We start from the raw sequence: 22,880 nt of genomic DNA, 5'->3' as shown, positions 1-22,880 counted from the left end.
CCCGGCGCTCAGCCTACCCGGCACTCGCTGTGCCCGGTGACCGGAACGCCGTTGTGACTGCGAGGGTTCGGGGCCGTGCGGTTCGTTCTCAACCGGCGAGGGCGAGTTCGCGACCGGACCGGCTCGGCCAGCGCGGATGTTCGGCATCGATGACGAACTCGTGCGTGTGCTGGTACAGCCGCTCGCTCACCTGGATGGCGTCGGCCAGCCGGGCCGGGTCGATGGTGCCCACCTCGTGCAGGTGGGTGATCACCGCCGGATCGTGCCGCGGCCAGGCGCGCAGTGCCACGGCGAGCCCGGCGGCGGCGAACACGGCCAGCGTGACCCAGGTGAGGGTGAAACCGGCTGTGGTGCTGAGCCATCCGGTGATCGGGTAGGTGAGCAGCCAGGCCACGTGGGAGAGCGAGAACTGGGCGGCGAACAGGGCCGGGCGATCGGCCGGCCGCGACGAACGCCGCAACACCTGGCCGGTCGGGGTCAGTACCGCGGCAGTACCCGCGCCGATCAACGCCCATACCGCGAGCACTGCGCCCCAACGCCATTCGCCTCCGGCAGCCATCGACAGGGCGATCGCCGCTCCGAGGCCCGCGAGCAGGGCGGCCGCGCCGATGAGCATGACGGGCCGGGCGCCGACCCGATCGAGGATGCGGGGCAACGTCAGCGCGACGAGCGTGGTGCCGAACCCGTTGGCGGCCAGCAACATGGCCACACCCGACTGGGTGCCGCCGAGCGTGTCGCGCACGTAGTTGACGGTGTTGACCATGACGACCGAGCCCGCCGCGGCGACGACCAGGTTCAGGCCGAGCAGCCCGCGCAGCCGCGGAGTGGCGGCGAAGATGCGCATGCCCACCGAGATCCGCTCGAGGAACGAACTGTCGCCTGCGCTGCCCGCCTCGGGTATCCGGGTCGCGATCACCAGCAGAGCCGAGACCACGAAGCCGATCGCGGTTCCGACGAACAGCCAGTGGAAGCTCACCAGCGCCAGCGCCGCCGCGGCGAGCATCGGGCTGAGTAGCGTCTCCATCGTCGCGGCCAGCTGCGCGGCCGACAGCGCACGGGTGTACTGGCGCTCATCGGGCAGGATGTCGGGAATGATCGCCTGGTAGGTCGGGGTGTAGGCGGCCGAGGCGGTTTGCAACACCGCGATCAGGACGTAGATCTGCCAGATCTGATCGATGAACGGCAGCGCCAGCACCACCAGCGCGCGGATCACGTGCAGCCCGACGAGGAACGTCCGGCGCGGCAACCGGTCGGCATAAGCGCCCACGATCGGCGCCACCGTCACATAGACCAGCATCTTGATGGTGAGCGCGATACCCAGCACCGCCGCCGCATCGGCGCCGGCGAGTTCGTAGGCGAGCAGACCGAGCGCCACCGTGGTGAGCCCGGTACCGAACAGGGCGGTCACCTGGGCAGTGAACAGCCGCAGATAGTCGCGGTTGGCGAACAACGAGGTGATCATCGGGCGCTCCTGCTTCCTACGAGGTTTATTATCTACGTATGGATGCAGATAGCAAGGAACTGCCGCCCCGTATTCCCGACGACGAACTCGACCTCGTCGTCGAGATCTTCCGCATGCTCGCCGACGGCACCCGAATCCGCGTCCTCTGGGCCCTGACCAGCGGCGAACGGTCTGTCAACGAACTCGCCGAGTACGTCGAGAAGCCTGCCGCATCGGTCTCCCAGCACCTGGCCAAACTCCGCATGGCCCGCCTCGTCCGCACCCGCCGCTCGGGAACGACGGTCTACTACAGCATCGAGAACGCCCACGTCCGGCAGTTGGTGATCGACGCGATCCACAACGCGGAGCACGCGGGGCCCGGGGTGCCGCCACACCATCGGGCGGATCCGGAGGTGCCGTCGATTACGCATCGAGTCGCCGACGGGTGACGTGAACGGCGGTCAGTCCAGGGGACTGTGACAGGCCCTCGATCAGCGCCACCCGGCCGCCGTATAGCGCTGCGACACCGGACGGTTCGACGTCCCGGCGCATCAGCTCGACGAGTCGTGCCGGCCCCACGAATCAGACAGCGATCCGCTCACCGAACCCGGGTCTGCACCAATTCCCTGGCCGCCGCCCGGTACCGGTCGGCGATCAACCGCACCACCGCCGGATGGACGCCGATCGGTTCGGCGACGCCATCCGCACCGGCGTCGTGCAGGCGCTGATGGAACAGGCCGTGGGCCAGCAGGTACGACGCGATGAAGACGCGCTGTGCGCCGTTCTCGCGCAGGTGCGCGACGACCTCGGGCACGCGAGGTGCGCCGGTGGCGACGTAGGCGATGCGGACCGGGCTGCCGAGGTTTTCGGCGAGCATGCCGGCGGCTCGGCGGACGTCCTGGCGGGCGCGGGCGTCGGAGGAGCCGGCGGCGGCGAAGACCACCGCGTCGCCGGGACGCCAACCGGCCGCGCGCAAGCGCAGGTGCATGATCCTGGCCAGGGCCGGGTCGGGGCCCATGGCCGGGGTCACCGCGACGGCCGGGTGGGCGCTCTCGGCGATCTCGCGGGGCACGTCCTGGTAGACGTGGTAGCCCGACGCCAGGAACGCCGGAACCACCACGGCCGGAACGGTTTCCGCGCGGTCGTCCAGATCGCGCAGGACCTCCGAGGGCGAGGGGCCGAGGACGTCGACGAACGCGGTGCGCACGCGGGGCACGCCGAATTCGTCGATGCCGTCCAGCCCCGGGCGGTCGAGCTCGCGCGCGACCGCCTCGGCCAGGCTCGCGATCATCTGCACGCCCTTGGTGCTTCGGGTGCCGTGCGCGACCAGCACCAGGGCGGGCGCGCTCACCATGTGACCGCCTGAGCAAAGCGTGGTGCCCGGGTCGGCGTTCCGACTCCGGGCACCACGGGACGTGGGTTGTTGTCGGTACATTCGGCCGGGTCGAGCGCCAGTCGGTAACCGCGTTTGACCACGGTCTGAATGGCCTTCGGCGTGCCGAGGCCCGCACGCAGGCGCGCGATCGCCGTCTCCACGGCGTGGGTGTCGTCACCGCCACCGGGCAGGGCCGCCAGCAGGTCCTCCCGGGAGACGACCCGGCCGGGCTGCCGTGCCAGCGAACGCATCAGCGACATCGGCGCGGGTGCGAGCTGACGCACCACGCCGTCGACGACCACGCAGCCGCCGCGCACGCTGATGGTGTGCCCGGCGGCGTGAATCCGGTTGGCGCGCCGGGGCAATTCCTCGGCGACGTGGCGGGCGAGCGCCCCGAGCCGGGCCCGGGCGGGCATCGACGTCGGCACCCCGAGCTCCTCGAGCGGAGCCGCGGTGATCGGTCCGACGCAGGCGGCGAGCACCCGGCCGCGCAGGGCGTGCAGCAGGCCCTCGATCATCCCGGTTTCCTTGGCGCGCATCAACATCGACGCCACGGCGGGTGCGCTGGTGAACGTGACGCAGTCCAGGCTAGAGGTGACGACGGCCTCGATCAGCTGATCCATCGGGCCCTGGTCGTCGGGCGGCGTCCAGCGGTAGACCGGCACCGGCACCACATCGGCGCCCGCGCAGCGCAGCACCTCACAGAAATCGGGAACCGGCTCCCATTCGGTGGTCGCGCCGTGCAGCTGCACCGCGATCCGCACGCCTTCCACACCCTCGGCCAGCAGGTGATCGAGCACCTCGGCCGAGGACTCCGAGGCAGGCGACCATTCCTCGCGCAGTTCGGCTGCGCGGATGGCGCCCTTGGCCTTCGGGCCGCGGGCCACCACCCTGGTGCTCGCCAGGGTGTCGCGCAGCCGTTCGGCCAGCCCCCAGCCTTCGGCGGCCTCCATCCAGCCACGGAAACCGATACCGGTGGTGGCCACGGTGATCTGCGGCGGATCGTCGACCAGCTGACGGGTGACCCGTTCTAGTTCGGTGTCGTCGGCCAGCGGGATGATGCGGATGGCCGGCGCGGACACGATGGTCGCGCCGCGCCGGGTGAGCAGGGTGGCGAACTCCTCGGAACGTCGTGCGGCCGTGATGCCGACGGTGAAGCCCGCGAGCGACGCGCCCGCGTCGAGAGTCGTCATGCCGATCCGTCCGAGTCCGTACCGCCCACGACGGGTTCGTTCGACACCGAGACGATGCCGTCGTCGACGCGAACCCGGTAGACCGGCAGCGACACCGACTCCTCGTCGAGGCAATGCCCGTCGATCAGCGAAAACGCCTGCTTGAGCAGCGGCGAAGCCACCACGGGCACGCCACCGCGGTCGCCGATGATGCCGCGCGACATCACCGCGGCCCGGCCGAACGGATCGATATTGCCGACGGCGTACACCGCGCCGTCCGAATGCAGGAACAGTGCGGCTTGGCGGCCGCCCTTCAGCAACACCGCAACGCCGCGGCCTGGGATCAGGTAGTCGAGACGGCAGGCCTGGGTCCATCCGGTGGTGGCCGGGGCAATGCCGGTGGTTTCGATCACGGTCATCGGGGTTCTCCTCCAAACGCCTTACCCATTGGTACCGGCGCCCTGTTTCCTCGCGGTTAAGCAGTCATTTCCCGGGCGTAGCAGTTGCGGCGGGACCGAGATCCCGAGCGCACGCCCGCTGCCGGTCAGGCGCGGCTGCCGACTCCTGGCATGTCGGGCAGGCCGAGCAGGACCGGCACCTTGCGCTCGCCGCTGTCGTCGAACGAGATCGTCGGGTCGGCCTCTTCTGGTGCGTTGACGAAGGACACGAAGCGCGAGAGCTTGTCCTCGTCCTCGAGCACCGCCGCCCATTCGTCGCGGTAGCCCTCCACGTGCTTGGCCATGGCCGCTTCCAGGTCGGCGGCGATACCGAGGCTGTCCTCGCAGACCACCTGCTTGACGTACTCGATGCCGCCTTCCAGCGATTCCTGCCACGGCGCGGTGCGCTGCAACCGGTCGGCGGTGCGGATGTAGAACATCAGGTAGCGGTCGATGTACTTGATCAGCGTCTCGTCGTCGAGCTCACCGGCCAGCAGCACGGCGTGCTTGGGCGTGAGGCCGCCGTTACCGCCGACGTAGAGGTTCCAGCCGTTCTCGGTGGCGATCACGCCGACGTCCTTGCCGCGCGCCTCCGCGCACTCCCGGGCGCAACCGGACACCGCGAGCTTGAGCTTGTGCGGCGAGCGCAGACCGCGGTAGCGCTTCTCCAGCAGCACGGCCATGCCGACCGAATCCTGCTGACCGTAGCGGCACCAGGTGGAACCGACGCAGCTCTTGACGGTGCGCAGCGACTTGCCGTACGCGTGGCCGGATTCCATGCCCGCGTCGACCAGCCGCTTCCAGACCAGCGGCAGCTGGTCCACCCGCGCGCCGAACAGGTCGATGCGCTGCCCGCCGGTGACCTTCACGTAGAGGTCGAATTCCTTGGCCACCTCACCGATCACGATCAGCTGCTCGGCGGTGACCTCACCACCGGGCATCCGCGGCACCACCGAATAGGTGCCGTTCTTCTGCAGGTTGGCCAGGAAGTGGTCGTTGGTGTCCTGGAGTGCGGCCTGCTCGCCGTCGAGGATGTGATCGCTCGAGGTGGAGGCCAGGATGGAGGCCACGGTGGGCTTGCAGATATCGCAGCCGGTGCCCTTGCCGTACTTGCCGATCAGCTCGGAGAAGGTGCGGATACCGGTGACCTGGACGATGTCGAACAGCTCGGCGCGCGACTGCTCGAAGTGCTCGCACAGCGCCTTCGACATCTCCACGCCGGACTGCTCGAGCAGCTTCTTGATCATCGGCACACAGCCACCACACGAGGTGCCCGCGTTGGTGCAGCTCTTGACGCCGGCGATATCGCAGGCGCCCTCGGCGATGGCCCCGCAGATGGCACCCTTGCTGACGTTGTTGCAGGAACAGATCTGCGCGTCGTCGGGCAGGGCGTCGGCGCCGAGTTCGGCACCGGCCGGGGAGATCAGCGCGGCGGGCTCGGCGGGCAGCGGACGCCCGACCAGCGGACGCAGCGCCGCGTACTGCGAGGCGTCACCGACCAGGATGCCGCCGAGCAGGGTCTGCGCGTCGTCGGAGATGACCAGCTTGGCGTAGGTGCCCTTGGCGGCATCGTGCAACACCACCGACAGCGCGCCCTCGGTGGTGCCGTGCGCGTCACCGAAACTGGCGACGTCGACACCGAGCAGCTTCAGCTTGGTCGACATATCCGCGCCGGGGAACTCCCCCGCCCCGCCGAGCAGCCGGTCGGCGACGATCTCGGCGGTGGTGTAGCCGGGCGCGACCAGGCCGTAGCAGACACCCTCGACCGCGGCGCATTCACCGACGGCGTAGATGTTCGGGTCCGAGGTCTGCATTCCCAGGTCGGTGATGATGCCGCCGCGCGGGCCCACCTCGAGGCCGGCCTCGCGGGCGATCTCGTCGCGCGGACGGATACCGGCGGAGAACACCACCATCGCGGCGTCGATGGTGCTGTCGTCGGACAGGGTCACCTTGAGCTTGGTCGCCGGGCCCGCGCCCTCGACCGTCTCGATCGAGGAGGTGCCGACGCCGGTGTGCACATGCAGGCCCAGATCCGAGACCAGCTTCTCCAGGATGGCGGCGCCGCCCGCGTCGACCTGGGCGGGCATCAGCCGGTCGGCGAATTCGACGACGTGCGGGGTCATGCCGAGCAGGCGCAGCGCATTGGCCGCCTCCAGACCCAGCAGACCACCGCCGACGACCACACCGTGCGCGCCCGGCCCGGCCGCAGCGGCGGTGTCCCGGATGCCGTCGAGGTCGTCGAGGGTGCGGTAGACGAAGCAGCCGTCGCTGTCGTGGCCGGGCACCGGCGGCACGAAGGCGTAGGAGCCGGTGGCCAGCACCAGCGCGTCGTAGCCGATGGTCTCACCGGTCGAGGTGGTGATCTTGCGGGCGGCACGGTCGATGGATTCGGCGCGCTGGCCCAGCCGCAGCTCCACCAGCTCGTCGCCGGCGTACTCGTTGCCGGGCAGGGCGAGCGCACTGGCGTCCCAGTTGCCCACGTAGGACGAGAGCCCGACGCGGTCGTAGGCGGCCAGCTTCTCCTCGCTGAGGATCACGACCTGCCACTGGCCTGCCTCGTCGCGGGAGCGCAGCGCCTCCACGAACCGGTGCCCGACCATGCCATGGCCTGCGACCACCACGGTCTTGCGCTGAGTGGGTTCGACTGTCGAATTCATGACTGTCCCTCCGTGGATGATCGGTGTCAGGCGCGAGCCGACGAGTTGGTGGACCGGGTGGTGGAGTTGGCGGCCTCGGCTTCCAGAACCAGGGCCTCGGCCTCGACCACGACGTCGGTGCCGGAATCGCGGACCCGCAGGCTCGGCCTGCGCAAGAACACCGCCCAGGTGACGAGGGCACAGGCGACGTAGAAGCCCATGAACACCCAGAAGGCGGTGGTGGCGGACTGCGTGGACGAATACGACGAGCGCAGCACCAGGTTGATGCCGACTCCGCCGAGCGCACCGATGGCGCCGACGAAACCGATCAACGCACCCGAGGTGTTCTGCGACCAGGCGGCCTGCTCGGCGGGGCTCGCGTCCAGGCTCTTGGACTTCGCGTCGAACACCGACGGGATGATCTTGGTGACGGCGCCGTTGCCGAAGCCGGAGAGCACGAACAGCGCGATGAAACCGATCACCATCACCGTCATCACCCCGCCGGTCGCCACGCCGCCGTTGCTGTCGGCCCTCGTGCTCGCCAGGCCGACGACGAGGGCGGCGGCCATCATCGCGCCGAAGACGACGATGGTGACCTTGCTTCCGCCGATCCGGTCGGCCAGTTTGCCGCCGTACGGGCGGGCCAGCGAGCCGAGCAGCGGGCCGATGAAGGCGATCGACGCGGCGTGCACCGCGGCCTGCGCGACAGTGTCGCCGCCCGCCTTGAAGCTGATCTGCAGGATCTGGCCGAAGGCGAAGCTGTAACCGATGAACGAACCGAAGGTGCCGATGTAGAGAAAGGCGATGGCCCAGGACTGCGGCACCCTCAGCGCCTTCACCATGTAGGACAGGTCGGCTTTCTGGTTCTTCAGGTTGTCCATGAACAGCGCGGCGCCCAGACCGGACAGTGCCACGAGCACCAGGTAGATCGCGCAGATCAGCGAGCCGTAGCCGTCACCGAGGGTGGCGAGCACCAACAGCCCGAGCAGCTGGATGACCGGGACGCCGATATTGCCGCCCGCCGCGTTCAGACCGAGCGCCCAGCCCTTGAGCCGCTGCGGGTAGAAGGCGTTGATATTGGTCATCGAGGAGGCGAAGTTGCCGCCGCCGAAGCCGGCGAACGCCGCCACGATCACGAAGGTGGTGTAGGAGGTGCCGGGCTGATTGATGAAGTACAACGTCAGCAACGTCGGGATGAGCAGCATGAACGCGCTGAAAATGGTCCAGTTGCGGCCGCCGAAGCGGGCGGTGGCCACGGTGTAGGGGATCCGGAGCAAACCGCCGACCAGGGTCGGCACCGCCGCGAGGAAGAACTTGCCCGCCGGGTCGATGCCGAACTCGTCGGCGGGCATGAACAGCACCATCACCGACCAGATCGACCAGACCGAGAAGCCGATGTGCTCGGCGACCACCGACCAGATCAGATTGCGCTTGGCGATGTCCTTGCCGCCTGCTTCCCAGGCCGCGACATCCTCGGCATCCCAATGCTCGAGGTTGCGGTTACGCGTCAGCGTGCTCAACAACAGGGCCTCCCAAAATCGGTTGGCCCAACGGTAGGAAACGGGTATTGCCGAAATGCTGCGGAAAATGACCGTCAAATCAACGGTTGCTCACGCTGCACGGGAAATGCGGGTGAGATGTTTCCGGCATGTGACGCAACGGTTTCCGCAGGTGTCCGAACGCCTGCTCGCGCGCTCCGGCGCGGTGAGGTCGCCTGTCAGCATGACCTGCGTCACGCTCGGCCGCAAGTCCTACGAATCAGCGCGCCGGCATCCGGCGCCGCCGCCGGGTCATCAGCGGCGGCGCCGGGAGCTCGTTCAGCGAGCCGACCAGGTGTCCTCGAGCATGCGCGGCTTGCACGCCTGCCAGGCACCGGTCAGCAACACCAGCACGGCCACCCCGAGGAAGGCGAACGGCGCGGCCCAGCCGCCGGTGGCGGTGTGCAGCATGCCGAACAGCACCGGACCGGCACAGGCCACCGCGTAGCCGACGCCCTGGGTGAAGCCCGACAGCGAGGCCGAACCGGCCGGGGTGCGGGTACGCAGGTTGATCAGCGTCAGCGCCATCGGGAAGGTGCTCGGGCCAAGCCCGAGCACGATCACCCACAGGATCGGCGCGCTCATCGGCGCGATCAGCAGACCGGTGAAGGCGACGAAGAAACACACCGCGCAGCCGATCACCACGGGAAACGGGTTGGTCATCCGGGCCGCGACGGTGGGCGCTGTCAGGGCGGCGACCAGCCCGACCACCGCGAACAACGCGACCATGGTGCCGCCGAAGGCCGCGCTCGCGCCGGCGTCGGCGAAGATCGTCGGCAGCCAGGTGAACATCGAATAGGTGGTCAGCGAGGTCATGCCGAACATGCCGGCCATGCCCCAGGCCACCGGCGAGCGCCACGCCTTGCCGGTGGCGGCCTTGCCCGCGGGCAGGGCGGTGGTGTCGACCTTGTCGCGGCCGCGCCGATCGCGCAGCACCCCCAACCACGGGACGGCAGCCGCGAAGCCGAGCAGCGCCCACATGCCGAGCGAGATCCGCCAGCCGTGCGCCTCGGCGACCGGCACCGCCACCAGCGCGGGCAGCACGGTGCCGATCTGCACCATGGTGATGTAGAGCGCGCTGACGATCGCGAGCCGGTCCGGGAAGTACCGCTTGACCAGCGGCGGGATCACCACATTGCCGACGCCCATACCGCCGAGGGCCAGCGCCGAGAAGACGAACAGTTCCGCGGTGCCGGAGACGAACACCCGGATGAGCATGCCGAGACCGGCCATCAGCATGGCGACCAGCGCGGTGCGTTCCAGGCCGAGCCTGCGCACCATGACCGGCGTCAGCAGCCCGGACAGGGAGAACATCAGGGTGGGGATCATGCCGAAGACGCCGACGACGGCGGTGCCGTACCCGATCTCGTGGCCGATCTCCTCGGCCAGCGGGGTGAAGGCGGTGACCGCGACGCGCAGCACCAGCGCCGACATGATGATCGCCGCGAGTACGAGCAGCCTGCCCTCGGTCAGCGCACGACGACGCTCGGCCGTCGACGAGCCTGCGGGGCTGCTGGTGGTTCCGGGCAGGGTTGCGGTCACCGAGAAATCATAGGATGACCGGATGACGGGAGCAAGCCGATGTGACGAGCGGTACCCTGTTGCGGTGCAACCCGTCCGCCGCACCAGTCTCATCGCGCAGGTCACCGAACAGCTCCGGGCCGAAATACGCTCGGGCCGTTGGCCGATCGGCTCACGCATACCCACCGAGCCCGAACTCGCCGAACTCACCGGCACCGGGCGAAATACGCTGCGCGAGGCGGTGCAGGCGCTCGTCCATGCCGGGATGCTCGAACGGCGTCAGGGTTCGGGCACCTACGTGATCGCCAACTCCGAAGTCAGCGGCGCGCTGGCCAAGTACTTCGCCGACGCCCAGGAACGCGACATCCTGGAACTGCGCCAAGCCCTCGACACCACCGCGGCCGCCCTCGCCGCGCAGCGCCGCGACGAGACCGATATCGCCACCATGCGGCGGCTGCTGGAAGAACGCAGCAAGTCCTGGGACGAGGACAACCCCGCGGCCATCGAGGCCGACGTGCAACTGCACCGCGCCATCGTCGTCGCCAGCCACAACGCGGTGTACCTGGAGTTCTACGATTCGCTGCTGCCGGTGATCGAGGCGGGCATCCGCTCGCGCACCTCGAAATACGGCGATTCCTACGACGCCGAACATCGCGAACTGGTCCAGGCCGTCATCGACGGCGATCCCGAACGCGCCGCGCAGGCCGCTCGCTGCTTCCTCGGATCCCTGCTCGCCGAGTATCCGGCACCGGGCAGCGAGGCCGAGTAACCAACCCGTCACCGGTGTGCCTGATCACCGGTGAGGCGGATGTGCCGCGATCGTCACTGCGCGCCACGTGAGCGCAACAACCGGCTCCTACCTTGTGATTCGACCGCTCAGGCACCCGACGGCTCGCGACGAACCGGTCAGGGCACCACGCCGCTGCGATGAGGCAGCGCTGCCACGATGAGGGAGCGGTCGCAGTGCGATCGAGAGGGAGCCGATGACCGCGACAATCGACACCGGCAGTCACACACCGTCGTTCAGCTATCAGAGGCGCGGACGCTGGATCGACACCTGGGAACCCGACGACCCCGAGTTCTGGGAATCCGGCGGGGCGCGCACGGCCCGCAAGAATCTCGCCTTCTCGGTGTTCGCCGAGAACCTCGGATTCAGCGTCTGGGTCATCTGGGGGTCGGTCGTCACCAGCATGGGCGCGGCCGGATTCGGCTTCCTGGCCGGGCTCGGCAAGGGCGATCCGGTCGCGGTGAGCAACGCCCTGCTGCTCACCTCCACCCCGACGATGGTCGGTGCGGCCCTGCGCATCCCCTACACCTTCGCCATCCCCCGCTTCGGCGGCCGCGCCTTCACCGCGTTCAGCGCGGCGATGCTGTTGCTGCCAACCCTCGGACTGGCCTACTTCGTCAATCAGCCCGAGACCCCGATGTGGGTGTTCCTGTTGCTGGCGGCGCTCGCGGGCGTGGGTGGCGGCAACTTCTCGTCCTCGATGGCCAATATCTCCTTCTTCTTCCCGGAAGGGAAAAAGGGTGCGGCCCTCGGCATCAACGCCGCGGGCGGCAATCTCGGCGTCGCGCAGACCCAGCTGATCCTGCCGCTGCTGATCACCCTCGGCACGCATCTGACCGCGAAGGACCCGGCCGGCTACCGGCTCGGGATCACCCTCGCGGTGCTGGTGTGGGTGCCGTTCATCCTGATCGCTACCGTCGGCGCGGTGCGCTGCATGGACAGCCTGCGCACCGCGAAGTCCGACGGCCGGTCCTATCGGCTCGCGCTGACCAATCCGCACACCTGGGTGATGTCGCTGCTCTACATCGGCACCTTCGGCTCGTTCATCGGCTTCTCCTTCGCCTTCCCCACACTGATCAAGGCCAACTTCCCGAACCTGGCGAATATCGGCTGGATCACCACCCTCGGCAATCTCGCCTTCCTCGGCGCCCTGGTCGGTTCGTTCAGCAGACCGTTCGGTGGCTGGATCTCCGACCGGGTCGGCGGCGCCAAGATCACCCTCGGGGTGTTCGGCGGTATGGCCATCGCGGTGGCGTTGATCATGGCCGCGCTGGAGCTGAAGAGCTTTCCGCTGTACCTGATCTCGTTCCTGCTGCTGTTCGTGCTCACCGGCATCGGCAACGGCTCCACCTACCGGATGATCCCGTCGATCTTCAGCGCCGAAGCACGCAAGTACGCCGCCGAGCACGATCTCGATCCGGCCGAGGCGGCGGCCTCGGCGAAACGGCAGGCGGGTGCGGCGATCGGCGTCATCGGGGCGATCGGCGCCTCCGGCGGATACCTGCTGCAGCAGGCGCTTCGACTGTCCAACATCAACTTCGGCAGCATGTCGCCCGCCTTCTGGGCGTATGCGATCGCCTTCCTGGTGATGGCGGGCGTGACGTGGTGGTTCTACCTGCGCTCGTCGTTCGCGGTGGCGCGGGTTCCGTCACTGGCGTACGCGAACGTCTGAGATGGGTTCGGCCGCACCGGGTGTGGCGTCGTCGATGCGGCGCCGCACCCGGTGCGCGTCGACCGGGAGCGCCGAATCAGCGCGGACGGAGTCGACCGGGTGCAGCAGCGAGTCAGAGCAGGAACCGAACCATATCCGCGGTGCGGGCCAGGCCGGGCAGGGCCTCCGGGGTCGATCGTGGATGCAAGGCGTGCACCGCGAGCCGGAACATCACCGCCCGCAACAACATCTGCGGCCACTCCGGCAGATCCGACCAGCGCTCCAACAGGCCGTCGTCGGCACCACCCCACGACAGCGCGTCCACCACGACCACACCCGCGGCCCACGCGGCCGGACGCCAGTACGGGGTGATGTCGCTGAGCCCGGGAGTGTCGGCGCCGGAGAACAATACGGTGCCGAACAGGTCGCCGTGCACCAGCTGCGCGGGCGTGTGCACCGGTTTACGCAGGGTGGCCAGCTGCCCGATCAACTCCATGCTGTGCCTGCCATCCGGTGACGTCGTCGGCAGCGCCCCGCCCGCGCGCAGGCTGCGCAGCGGCACCGCCTCCCAGGCGGCGCGGTCGGCGGCAACGAAGACGTCGACGTCCATCCACGGCGCCACCGGCGGCTGCACCAGGAACCGCGGCCGCTCGAGATGCGCGGTGGCGGCATGCAACCGCAGCGACACCGACACCACCTCGTCGTGCCGGGGTTCCGGAATACCTTCCAGGAAGGTGTCCGCCCGCCAGCCGGAGACGACGTAGCGGCCGTCGGTGGCGCGCACCGGCCGCGCCAGGCGCAGCCCGTCGACCTTCAGCGTTTCGCGCACCTTCGCCGACCAGGCCGCCCGTGCGTGATCGGCGACCGGGCTGAGCACCACGTCACCGAGGCGCCAGCCGCCTTCCCAGTCGCCCAGCGCAATCGGCGTCACCTCGCGCAGGCCGAACGTGGCTCGCACATGCTCGGGAGGCTCCACAGATGTCACGGCCGTACCGTACTCCCGGCGACGCGCCCGAAACGGGCGCCGCGCCGAGGTTGCCGGCGATGCGCTGGGCGGTCGCTCAGTACACCGGGAGTGAGGGGTCGACCTGGTTCGCCCAGGCGATCACACCGCCCTGCAGATGGGTGGCGTCGGCGAAGCCCGCGCGTTTGAGCGCGGCCAGCGCCTCCGCGGACCGGATACCGGTCTTGCAGTGCAGCACGATCGGCCGATTCTGCGGCAGTTCCGACAGCGCCTCACCGGACAGGATGCGGTCCTTCGGGATCAGCGTCGCGCCCTCGATCCGCACGATGTCCCATTCGACGGGCTCGCGCACATCGATGATCGCGACGTCCTTGCCGGCGTCGAGCATCTCCTTCAGCTCACGCGCGGTGACGGTCGAACCGGCGGCGGCCGCCTGGCCTTCCTCGCTCACCACACCGCAGAACGCGTCGTAGTCGATCAGTTCGGTGATCGGCTGACGCTCCGGATCGCGGCGCAGCTTGATGGTCCGGTAGGTCATATCCAGTGCGTCGTAGACCATCAGCCGGCCCAGCAGCGGGTCGCCGATGCCGGTGATCAGCTTGATCGTCTCGGTCACCATGATCGAGCCGATGGATGCGCACAGCACACCGAGCACACCGCCCTCGGCGCAGGACGGCACCATGCCCGGCGGCGGCGCCTCCGGGTAGAGATCGCGGTAGTTGATGCCGCGGCCGTCGGGTGCGTCCTCCCAGAACACCGACACCTGGCCCTCGAAGCGGTAGATCGAGCCCCACACGTAGGGCTTGCCCGCGAGGACGGCGGCGTCGTTGACCAGGTAGCGGGTGGCGAAGTTGTCGGTGCCGTCGACGATCAGGTCGTATTCGGAGAACAGCTCGACGGCGTTGTCCGGCTCCAGCCGGATCTTGTGCAGTCGCACGTCGATGCCGGAGTTGATCTCCAGAATGGAATCACGGGCGCTGTCGGCCTTGGAACGGCCGATATCGGATTCGCCGTGGATGACCTGGCGTTGCAGGTTGGACAGGTCGACCTCGTCGAATTCGACGATGCCGAGCGTGCCGACACCGGCGGCGGCCAGGTACAGCAGTGCGGGCGAGCCGAGCCCACCCGCGCCGATCACCAGCACCTTGGCATTCTTCAGCCGCTTCTGCCCGTCCACGCCCACATCGGGAATGATCAGGTGGCGGCTGTAGCGGGCGACCTCGTCCCTGGTCAGCTCCGCGGCCGGCTCGACCAGTGGCGGCAGGGACTTCGGTGATGACACGTCCAGAACTCCTCGAATCGAATGGGCCGGTCACGATGCGTCGGGCGCACACCTCGGTGCGCTATCGGTGCAACACCGAGGACCCGGCCGTTCTTCCCCGCCCATGGTCGCGCATGGACAGTGCCGGGCGACAACCGGGCCGGGCCATGCCGACCCCGGCGTAGGCCGGTTCAGCCGCGCGGGTACGGCCAGGGATTGAACCGGCAGCGTTTACCGTCCATCGGCACCACCCCGTCGGGGTCGAGGGTGGCGATGACGTTGTTCTCCACGCCGAAGGTCTGCTGCATCATCACCGGCGCCAGGCCGCCGTCGGTCTCGCAGGGCTGATGCTGGTGGTAACCGATGGCGTGGCCGACCTCGTGGTTCACCAGGTACTGCCGGTAGGAACCGATATCGCCCTCGAACGCCAGCGCGCCGCGCACCCAGCGGGCCTCCGACAACACCACCCGGCCCAGGTCGGAGTTGTAGCAGGAGGAGTCGATCTCGATCTCGAAACCGCATGCGGTGCGCGCCGTTTGGCGCGAGGTGAGCGAGACCCGGAAATCCGGTTCGCCCTGATCCACCCGGCGGAAGGCGAACTTGCGGTCATGAGTCCAGCTCTTCGGATTGGCCAGCGTGGAGTCGACCATCTTGGCCACCGAGGCGTCACCGCCGTAACCGGTGGTGTCGAGACCGTCCTCGATCTCGACGGTGTAGCTGAACACGTACTGCTCCCCGATACCCACCTGCGCGCTGGTCCCCGGCACCACCCGCCAGGTCCCCGCGCCGTTCTCCACGAACTGGCCGCCCTCGGGCAGCGCACCGGTGGGCAGATCGTCGGGGAACTTGCCGTCACCGGGCGGGGCGCCGATGACACCCGCGCTCGCCGCCGGCGGGCTCAGCCGCCCGAATCCGGGTTCCCCCGCCGCGGGCGCGGGGTCCGGCCCGGTGCGGATGGCATCGACGATCACGATGAGCGTCACCGCGAACAACACCGGCAGCGCATACGCCCGCCAGCCGTAGGTGGACACGAATCGGCCGATGGCGCTCTGCTTCTTCACATCACGCGACGGTCGCGGGGCACGCGAACGAGCCTTCTCGTCCGGTGCGGTGGGGTCCCAGCGTGCGCGCAATGGTTGCCGCGAGCGGTCGGAGGTGCTGGAGTCCGGCCATGCCACGGGGCTCGTCACTGCGGAACCGGAGTCCTCGGAACCATGGGGGCGGTGCGCATCGCGCCCGCCGCCGGTCGGCTTTTCCGGTCGGTCGGTCACGGGAAACAGCCTCTCACAGTGCGAAAGACCGCGGCACCATGCATCGGCGGGGCGGCAGATCACTGCGAGATTTCTCACCGATGGCTATGCATTCACCACCCCCATCGGAAAGTGTGACGCGAGCGGGTATCGTGCTGTGGATAACCCGGTGCACACCCCTTTTGCCGGGGAATCGACTGGGAGATCCGAAATGACTGACCTCGTGGACCGGATGACGTCCCGCAGAACGTCGTCCGAGGCCATGACCCCGGCCAAGCGCGGCACCAGGCTGCCGCGCGACGAACGACGCCAGCAGCTGCTCGCCGCTGCCAGTGAGGTGTTCGTGCTGCGTGGCTATCACGCCGCGGGTATGGACGAGATCTCGCAATGCGCCGGCGTCAGCAAGCCGGTGCTCTACCAGCACTTCACCAGCAAGCTCGAACTCTACGTCGCGGTGCTGCAGAACTACGTCGACATGCTGGTGTCGAGCGTGCGCCAGGCGCTGCGCTCCACCACCGACAACCGGCAGCGCGTGCGCGCGGCGGTGCAGGCCTACTTCGACTTCGTCGACAACGAGATGCAGGGCTTCCGGCTGGTCTTCGAATCGGACCTGACCAACGAGCCGCAGGTGCAGCGTCGGGTGGAGCAGGCCACCGAAGCCTGTGTGGACGCCGTCTTCGATCTGGTGGCCCACGACTCCGGCCTCGACCCGTACCGCGCCCGCATCCTTGCGGTCGGCCTGGTGGGCGCGAGCCAGTTCACCGCACGCTACTGGCTGGAAGCCGACCGCCCGATCCCGAAGGACGAGGCCGTCGACACCACGGTCGCACTGGCATGGGGCGGGCTGTCCCACGTGCCGCTGCACCCCATCGAGGAAGTGCTGCGCGCCCGCCACGATCAGTAGGCACGGCCGATCAACGACAGAGCCCCCGGCATCCGGTTCGACCGGACGCCGGGGGCTCTTCGTTCGGCTGTTTCTCAGACGGCGGCGAAGCCGACTCGGCCGCCGGTGGCGGTGCCGATCTCGACGTAGGCGACCTTGGCGGCCTGGATCAGGAACTTGCGACCCTTCTCGTCGGTCAGCGAGACGACACCGCTATCACCGCTGAGGGCACCGGACACCAGCGCCTCGACCTCGTCGGGGGTCTGCGAGCTGGTGATGACGAGCTCGCGCGGGCTATCCGAAATACCGATCTTGACCTCCACGGCCAACCTCCGAACATAGAGTCGTGTGCTGTCGCACCAAGGCTAATGCAGCCCCGCGGGGTGCAGGCACCTGACCGCCTGCGCTGTCAGCGAAACACCCGCACCGCGCCCCGGCTGCTACTTCGGCTCGACGAGCTGGATGTCGAGTTCGACCTTGACCGCATCGCTGAGCATGCCGGGCAGCGGGCCGCCGACGCCGAAGTCGGTGCGCTTGATGGTGCCGGTCGCGGAGAATCCGGCGTGGTTGTCGCCGGTCGCGCCGAACTCCTGCACCCCGCCCCATTCGACCTCGAGGGTGACCGGCTTGGTGATCTGGCCGAGCGTCGCCTCGCCCTGGACGGTGAACGTCTCCGAGATCCGGACCGGCTCGGTGGCGCGGAAGGTCAGCGTCGGCCGGTTGGCCACGTCGAGGAAGTCGGCGGTGCGTACGTGGGCGTCGCGGTCGGGGTTGCCGGTGTCGAACGAGTCGAGGTAGATGGTGGCGCCGATGGTCGCGGCCCCGGATTCGTCGACGACAAACTCGGTGTCGAATTTGGTGAAGCTGCCGCGCACCTTGGAGATGCCGAGGTGGCGGATGGTGAACGCGACGGTCGAGTGCGCGGGATCCAGGGTCCAGGATCCGGGGCGCAGCTGCTGGGTGGCGGTGGTGGTTTCCGGTGTAGTCATGGGTTCCACCATGACCGGACCGCGGTCCGCTAACCAGACCGCCGTTATCCTGGACCTGGCAGGGCGCGGATAAGCCGGCCCCGACGAGGCACGATGGACGGCATGGCACGAAGCAGGTTCGCCGAATTCCTGGTCGCCCGGCGCGCGGAACTGCGCCCGGGCGATCTCGGATTGCCCGAGGGGCGCCGCCGCCGCACCCCGGGACTGCGCCGTGAAGAGGTCGCGGTGCGGGCCGGCGTCAGTGCCGACTATCTGGCGCGGCTGGAGCAGGGCCGTGACAACAATCCGTCTCCGGCCGTGGTGGAGGCCCTCGCCGACGCGTTGTTACTACGTGGTGAGGCGCGCTACCAGTTCAACATCCTCGCGCTGACCGCCGCCGACGGCTCACGCTGCCCCGGCGGGGAGGCCGAGCCGGAGCAGGTGCCCGAGACCATCCAGCAGGTGCTGCGCGCGCTCGCGCCGACCCCGGCCTTCGTGGTCGGCAGGCAACTGAATGTGCTCGATTGGAACGCCGCGTGGGCGGATTTCGCCGCACCGCTCGGGCTGCTCGACGATTCCTCGCCCAACCTCGCCCGGTTCACCTTCACCCATCCCGCGGCCCGGCGGGTGCTGCGCAATTGGTCGCAGGCCGCGGACGCCTTCGCGGCGGCCCTCAATCGCGCGATGGTGCGCTGGCCCGCCGACGACGCACTGCGCGAGACGATCGATCGGTTGCGCGGCCACCCGGATTTCGCCGAACGCTGGACTCCGCAACGTCTCAACGAGCCGACCGTGCCGCTGCTGCGCTTCGACCATCCGGTGCTCGGTGAGCTGGACGTGCCGTTCGAGACCTTGGAAACGACCGGCGATCAGAGCCTGGTCGTCTGGCTCGCCGACCGGGTCCAGGCCACCGGCCTGCACCTGGTCCGCGACCGCGCGGCCAACGAATAGCGTCGGCGAATCCACCTGACGGCTCGTAAGCGCCGGCCGGTCTCAGAGCCGCGAGGTGCGCACGTGTATGCGCTCACCCTGTGGGCCGAACAGGCTCAGCACCTCGACACTCCCGCGGCCGGTCGCGCCGAACCAGTGCGGAATCCGGCAGTCGAACTCGGCCGCCTCGCCGGCACTCATCACGAAATCGCGGGCACCCAGCCGTACTCGTAGCCGTCCGCGCAGTACGTACAACCACTCGTATCCGGTGTGGGTGCGCAAGAACGGCTCATCGTCGGTGGCCGGAATGGTCATGATGTAGGCGCGTGGTTCGCCACGGTGCCGTGAGAGCGGAATCAACACCCGGCCGTCCGTGGCCTGCGTCGGCCGCGGTGCTCGCGGGTCGGCGATTCTGGGCGAGGCCACGACCTCGTCGAGCGGTACGCCGAGAGCAGCGGTGATCGGCAGCAGCAGTTCCAGACTCGGTTTGCGCTGTGCCGATTCCAGCCGCGACAGCGTGCTGGTCGAGATCCCGGTGGCGCGTGCGAGTTCGGCGAGGCTGACGCCCTTCTTCTCCCGCGCCCGGCGCAATCGCGGTGCGATCTGCTCGATGACGGCATCGACGCTCGGCTGCCCATCCATGGCCCATCGAAGCGAATCCGTCCCAATTTCAGCAAGAATCTTTGCTGATACCGCAAATCGGCCGCGATGCTGTCGGCGGAGGTGATCCGGATGGACACAACAACAACAGCACTGGGCGGGTCCACACCCGCAACCGGCGGGGACCGATTGTCCTCGCCCCGACCGCGCGGTGCTGCGGGCCGCGCACGGTCCGACCGCCTACCCCTCGGCGTCTACCTGCTGGGATTCAGCTTGTTCGCGATGGGCACGGCCGAATTCCTGCTGGCCGGGGTGCTACCCGCGGTCGCCGACGATCTGGACACGACGCTGTCCTCGGCGGGGATGCTCATCACCGCGTTCGCGCTCGGCGTGGTGCTCGGCGGACCACCGCTCGCGGTCCTCGGCCTGCGCTGGCCGCGCCGCACGGCCCTGCTGGTCACGCAGGGGATCTTCGCGGCGGGCATCGTCGCCGGCCTGGTCGGTAATTACCAGGTGCTGCTGATTTCCCGGGCCGTTTCCGGCGTCGCCTATGCGGGGTTCTTCGCGATCGCGTCGGTGACAGCCATCAGCTTGGTGGCCTCGGATCGAACGGCCAGGGCGTCCGGCGTGGTCGTCAGCGGGCTGAGCATCGCCATGGTCGCCGGCGGTCCCGCGGGGACGCTGCTCAGCCACTTCACCGACTGGCGTGGCGGTTTCTGGGCGGTCGTCCTGCTGACCGTCGCCGCCATGATCGGATGCAGGCTCGGCCTGCCCGGCGCGGACTCCGGAGCTCCGGCCGCCCGGCCGAGCGTGGCCAGGGAACTGCGCACCATGCGGTCACCGCGCCTGTGGGGGATCTACGCGATCACGATCGCGACGACGGCCGCGTACATGGTGACGTTCAACTATCTCGCGGCGATGCTCGCCGAGATCACCGCGGTGGCCGAGGTATGGATCCCGGCGATCCTGGCACTGTTCGGCGTCGGCGCTTTCGCGGGCTTGCCCATCGGCGGCCGCATCTCCGACCGGCGGCCGCATCTGGCGCTGGCGACGGGCGCCACGGCCATCGCGGTGCTGTCGGCGGTGATGGTCGCCGCCATCGACCGGGTCTGGCTGGTCGTGCCGACGGTGTTTCTGCTCGGTGTGGCAGCGTTCGTCCTCAATCCCGCGCTGTACGGGCGGGTGTTCGCCCTCGCGGGCGACGCCCCGACGCTGGCCGGGGCCACCACCGTGTCGGCCTTCCAGCTCGGTATCAGCATCACGCCGGTACTGGCGGCCGTGCCGTTGTCCCGCGGCGCCACCCTGACCTCGGTGTGCTGGATCGGGGCGCTGCTGGCGCTGGCAGCACTGCCGCTCGTGCTCACCGATCGCGCCGGTATGCCGACGCGATGACCCGGGGCGATCGCCTAGAGCCCGAGCACCGCCATCCGTTCGGCGTGGCTGGCCTGCATGCGCTCGAACAGGGTGGCGATGCCGTTGAGGTCGCCGGTGGCGGCGAGCACCAGTTCGGTGAGCTCGTCGCGCTGGGCCATCACGTACTGGGCCTGGGTGATCGCCTCGCCGAGCAGGCGGCGACCCCACAGCGTCAGCCGGTCGCGCTCGGAGCGGCTGGCGGCCACCGCGCGGCGCACCTCGTCCACCACGAACTCCGAATGCCCGGTCTCGGCCAGCACATCGCGCACCACGTCGGCGACGTCGGGGCTGAGCACACCGGCGATCTCGCGGTAGAAGTCGGCGGCGATGCCGTCACCGACGTAGAACTTCACCATCGACTCGAGCCACGTGGACGGGTCGGTGGAGGCGTGATAGGCGTCGAGGGCCCGCACGAAGGGCGCCATCACCTCGAAGATGTCGGCGCCGCGCTCCGACAGCGCCGTCTCCAGCCGCGTGAAATGCTCCATTTCGGCGGCGGCCATCTTCGCCACCGCGACCTTGCCGCGGACGGTGGGCGAGAGCTTGGCCTCCTCGGCGAGCCGGTAGAACGCGGAGATCTCACCGTAGGCGAGCACCGCGAACAGATCGGTCACCCCGGGATGGTCGGCGGGAATGGACGGCGAAACCGGGCCGGTCGGCGAAACGCCCAGCGCGGCAGGTGACTGTGCTCCCATGGGACACCAGCGTAATACCCGGCGGGCGGCGCGTCGCGGCTCGACCCGTGCGCCCGAGCCGGGTAGCACACCGCGGCCCGGTCAGACCCCGGTGGCGAGGAATTTATCCAGGTAGGTCCAGGTCGTGTCGCGTGCGGTGGGGCCGGTCAGGATCCCGAGATGGCTGCCGGGCGCGGTTTCGTAGCGCACCGAGGCGGCGCCGCTGAGCGTGCGCAGTCCGGCTTCCACGGCGGCGGCCGGAGTGATGACGTCGGTCGGGCCGCCGACCAGCAGCACCGGCGCGGTGACGTCGGCAAGTGCGATATGCCGCTGCCCCAGCCGCACCACGCCGCGGCCGATGTCGTTGTTCAAAATGAGCCTGCCCCACAGCTGCCCGTAGAACCGGCCGGGATAGCCGGGCATCTCGGCCATGAATCGGTCGATGGTCTCCATCCGGGCCAGGGTCTCGGTGCGGGCGATATTGCTGGCGACGAACCACGGCCGCTTGAGTTCGCGTTCCCAGGCGGTGGACCGGTAGGCGAGCCGGGTGAGTCCTGCGGGCACCCCGCCGGCCGCACGCACCACGGTGGATACCGCCTGGCCACCGGTCAGCTTGGCGACCGCGCGCAGTTGCGGGATGCCGGTCATCTTGTCGTAGTCCAGCGGCGCGCCGACCCCGGTGATCGACCGGATCGGCAGCTGTGTGTTCGCCGCGGCCGTCAGCAGTGACAGGGTGCCGCCGAGCGACCAGCCGACTAGGTCGACGGGCGCGCCACCCCGATCGGCCGACGCGCGCAGCACAGCCTCGGGCAGGATGTCATCGATCCAGTCCTCGAAGCCCATCCGGCGGTCGGCGAAGGTGATCTCGCCGTAGTCGACCAGGTACGGTGCGCGACCGGTCTCCAGCAGGAACCGGGCGACGCTCTGGTCCGGCTGCAGATCGAAGCAGGTGGCGGGGGCGGCCAGCGGGGGCACGAGCAGCACCGCGGAGCCGGCGTCGGCGCAGGCGCCGCCGAAACGCAGCAGCGTGCGATGCGGCTGATCCCACAGCACGGTCGACGGTGTCGGTTCCGGATCGGCCACACCGGAGCCGAAGGTCAGGGCCCAGGCGTTGCGCGCGGCGAGGGTGACGGTGTCTGCGATGCTCACCACACGAATGTCTCACATCTGGTACCGTCGGTAACACCCACGGTGTGACGAGCAGGGCCTCCGCGGGCCCGACTGTCGCCGATATCACCCATCCGCCACGCCCGATGAATTACCGTGTCGCGCACCACTGATCGCCGGTGTAGGCACCGAAAACGAACTTATGTCCCGGCCATTTTCACGCCGGATTTCCGGGCCGAGCACAATATCACGCTACAATCACCACGGACAAC

21 protein-coding genes are annotated in these 22,880 nt (G+C 69.0%); 6 read left to right on the top strand and 15 right to left on the bottom strand.

The annotated features are described in order from the left end of the window. Positions 1 to 88 precede the first annotated feature (88 nt). Positions 89 to 1,462 carry an MFS transporter gene (locus AC5W7N_RS17685; RefSeq protein ID WP_490724735.1) on the bottom strand — a complete coding sequence of 458 codons (1,374 nt, stop codon included), beginning with the start codon at positions 1,460 to 1,462 and terminating at the stop codon, positions 89 to 91. A gap of 38 nt (positions 1,463 to 1,500) precedes the next feature. On the opposite strand from AC5W7N_RS17685, the gene AC5W7N_RS17680 reads away from it, so the two are divergent. Next, complete coding sequence (locus tag AC5W7N_RS17680; RefSeq protein ID WP_195019884.1) at positions 1,501 to 1,890, top strand: ArsR/SmtB family transcription factor; 390 nt, start codon at positions 1,501 to 1,503, stop codon at positions 1,888 to 1,890. A 149-nt stretch (positions 1,891 to 2,039) separates the two neighbouring features. Here the strand turns inward: AC5W7N_RS17680 and AC5W7N_RS17675 are convergent, their stop codons facing one another. The 6 genes from AC5W7N_RS17675 to AC5W7N_RS17650 all read right to left on the bottom strand — a co-directional run bounded on the left by AC5W7N_RS17675 (position 2,040) and on the right by AC5W7N_RS17650 (position 10,141). Continuing rightward, positions 2,040 to 2,792, bottom strand: a complete 753-nt coding sequence (locus AC5W7N_RS17675) for a sirohydrochlorin chelatase (RefSeq protein ID WP_195006981.1) — start codon at positions 2,790 to 2,792, stop codon at positions 2,040 to 2,042. Further along, a complete protein-coding gene (locus AC5W7N_RS17670; RefSeq protein ID WP_163809533.1) occupies positions 2,789 to 4,009 on the bottom strand; it encodes a uroporphyrinogen-III synthase in 1,221 nt (406 codons plus the stop codon). Before AC5W7N_RS17670 ends, AC5W7N_RS17675 begins: the two co-directional genes overlap by 4 nt. Continuing rightward, on the bottom strand, positions 4,006 to 4,407 hold the full coding sequence (nirD, locus tag AC5W7N_RS17665) for a nitrite reductase small subunit NirD (RefSeq protein WP_490724736.1): 402 nt from the start codon (positions 4,405 to 4,407) through the stop codon (positions 4,006 to 4,008). The genes AC5W7N_RS17670 and nirD overlap by 4 nt, the downstream gene beginning before the upstream one ends. 125 nt (positions 4,408 to 4,532) lie before the next feature. Next, complete coding sequence (nirB, locus tag AC5W7N_RS17660; RefSeq protein ID WP_490724737.1) at positions 4,533 to 7,082, bottom strand: nitrite reductase large subunit NirB; 2,550 nt, start codon at positions 7,080 to 7,082, stop codon at positions 4,533 to 4,535. A 26-nt stretch (positions 7,083 to 7,108) separates the two neighbouring features. Next, positions 7,109 to 8,584 (bottom strand): nitrate/nitrite transporter, encoded by a 1,476-nt coding sequence (locus AC5W7N_RS17655; RefSeq protein WP_163809526.1) that lies wholly within the window; start codon positions 8,582 to 8,584, stop codon positions 7,109 to 7,111. 294 nt (positions 8,585 to 8,878) lie between these two features. Further along, complete coding sequence (locus AC5W7N_RS17650; protein ID WP_195019885.1) at positions 8,879 to 10,141, bottom strand: CynX/NimT family MFS transporter; 1,263 nt, start codon at positions 10,139 to 10,141, stop codon at positions 8,879 to 8,881. A gap of 64 nt (positions 10,142 to 10,205) precedes the next feature. Between AC5W7N_RS17650 and AC5W7N_RS17645 the strand changes: the two genes are divergently transcribed. Then, positions 10,206 to 10,889 carry a FadR/GntR family transcriptional regulator gene (locus AC5W7N_RS17645; RefSeq protein ID WP_195019886.1) on the top strand — a complete coding sequence of 228 codons (684 nt, stop codon included), beginning with the start codon at positions 10,206 to 10,208 and terminating at the stop codon, positions 10,887 to 10,889. A gap of 214 nt (positions 10,890 to 11,103) precedes the next feature. Beyond that, on the top strand, positions 11,104 to 12,579 hold the full coding sequence (locus AC5W7N_RS17640) for an MFS transporter (protein ID WP_490724738.1): 1,476 nt from the start codon (positions 11,104 to 11,106) through the stop codon (positions 12,577 to 12,579). Positions 12,580 to 12,691: 112 nt separating this feature from the next. On the opposite strand, the gene AC5W7N_RS17635 is transcribed toward AC5W7N_RS17640, so the two are convergent. From AC5W7N_RS17635 to AC5W7N_RS17625, 3 genes are all read right to left on the bottom strand, one after another. Continuing rightward, positions 12,692 to 13,543 carry a TIGR02569 family protein gene (locus AC5W7N_RS17635; RefSeq protein ID WP_194990264.1) on the bottom strand — a complete coding sequence of 284 codons (852 nt, stop codon included), beginning with the start codon at positions 13,541 to 13,543 and terminating at the stop codon, positions 12,692 to 12,694. 76 nt (positions 13,544 to 13,619) lie between these two features. Then, on the bottom strand, positions 13,620 to 14,804 hold the full coding sequence (gene moeZ, locus AC5W7N_RS17630; protein WP_163809519.1) for an adenylyltransferase/sulfurtransferase MoeZ: 1,185 nt from the start codon (positions 14,802 to 14,804) through the stop codon (positions 13,620 to 13,622). 170 nt (positions 14,805 to 14,974) lie between these two features. Beyond that, on the bottom strand, positions 14,975 to 15,973 hold the full coding sequence (locus AC5W7N_RS17625) for a DUF3152 domain-containing protein (protein ID WP_280212701.1): 999 nt from the start codon (positions 15,971 to 15,973) through the stop codon (positions 14,975 to 14,977). A 271-nt stretch (positions 15,974 to 16,244) separates the two neighbouring features. On the opposite strand from AC5W7N_RS17625, the gene fasR reads away from it, so the two are divergent. Beyond that, on the top strand, positions 16,245 to 16,937 hold the full coding sequence (gene fasR / locus AC5W7N_RS17620; RefSeq protein WP_163809517.1) for an HTH-type transcriptional activator FasR: 693 nt from the start codon (positions 16,245 to 16,247) through the stop codon (positions 16,935 to 16,937). 74 nt (positions 16,938 to 17,011) lie between these two features. Here the strand turns inward: fasR and AC5W7N_RS17615 are convergent, their stop codons facing one another. After that, a complete protein-coding gene (locus AC5W7N_RS17615; protein ID WP_036539130.1) occupies positions 17,012 to 17,239 on the bottom strand; it encodes a DUF3107 domain-containing protein in 228 nt (75 codons plus the stop codon). Between the two features lie 117 nt (positions 17,240 to 17,356). Further along, entirely contained in the window at positions 17,357 to 17,905 is a 549-nt protein-coding gene (locus tag AC5W7N_RS17610) for a YceI family protein (RefSeq protein ID WP_163809515.1), read from the bottom strand. Positions 17,906 to 18,007: 102 nt separating this feature from the next. On the opposite strand from AC5W7N_RS17610, the gene AC5W7N_RS17605 reads away from it, so the two are divergent. Next, positions 18,008 to 18,835: a helix-turn-helix domain-containing protein gene (locus AC5W7N_RS17605; RefSeq protein WP_256672933.1), complete on the top strand. Its 828-nt coding sequence runs from the start codon at positions 18,008 to 18,010 to the stop codon at positions 18,833 to 18,835. A gap of 42 nt (positions 18,836 to 18,877) precedes the next feature. Here AC5W7N_RS17605 and AC5W7N_RS17600 read toward each other — a convergent pair whose 3' ends face one another. Further along, positions 18,878 to 19,456: a helix-turn-helix domain-containing protein gene (locus AC5W7N_RS17600; protein ID WP_490724739.1), complete on the bottom strand. Its 579-nt coding sequence runs from the start codon at positions 19,454 to 19,456 to the stop codon at positions 18,878 to 18,880. Between the two features lie 90 nt (positions 19,457 to 19,546). On the opposite strand from AC5W7N_RS17600, the gene AC5W7N_RS17595 reads away from it, so the two are divergent. After that, the gene (locus AC5W7N_RS17595) at positions 19,547 to 20,806 is read left to right on the top strand and encodes an MFS transporter (protein ID WP_490724740.1); all 1,260 of its coding nucleotides are present in this window, start codon (positions 19,547 to 19,549) and stop codon (positions 20,804 to 20,806) included. 14 nt (positions 20,807 to 20,820) lie between these two features. On the opposite strand, the gene AC5W7N_RS17590 is transcribed toward AC5W7N_RS17595, so the two are convergent. Further along, positions 20,821 to 21,522: a ferritin-like fold-containing protein gene (locus AC5W7N_RS17590; protein ID WP_163809507.1), complete on the bottom strand. Its 702-nt coding sequence runs from the start codon at positions 21,520 to 21,522 to the stop codon at positions 20,821 to 20,823. An 81-nt stretch (positions 21,523 to 21,603) separates the two neighbouring features. Next, positions 21,604 to 22,650, bottom strand: coding sequence for an alpha/beta hydrolase (locus AC5W7N_RS17585; RefSeq protein ID WP_195006753.1), 1,047 nt, complete (start codon positions 22,648 to 22,650; stop codon positions 21,604 to 21,606). Positions 22,651 to 22,880: the final 230 nt, after the last annotated feature.

The organism is Nocardia sp. CDC519 (assembly GCF_059509835.1).
This window is presented reverse-complemented; position numbering and strand designations above follow the sequence as displayed.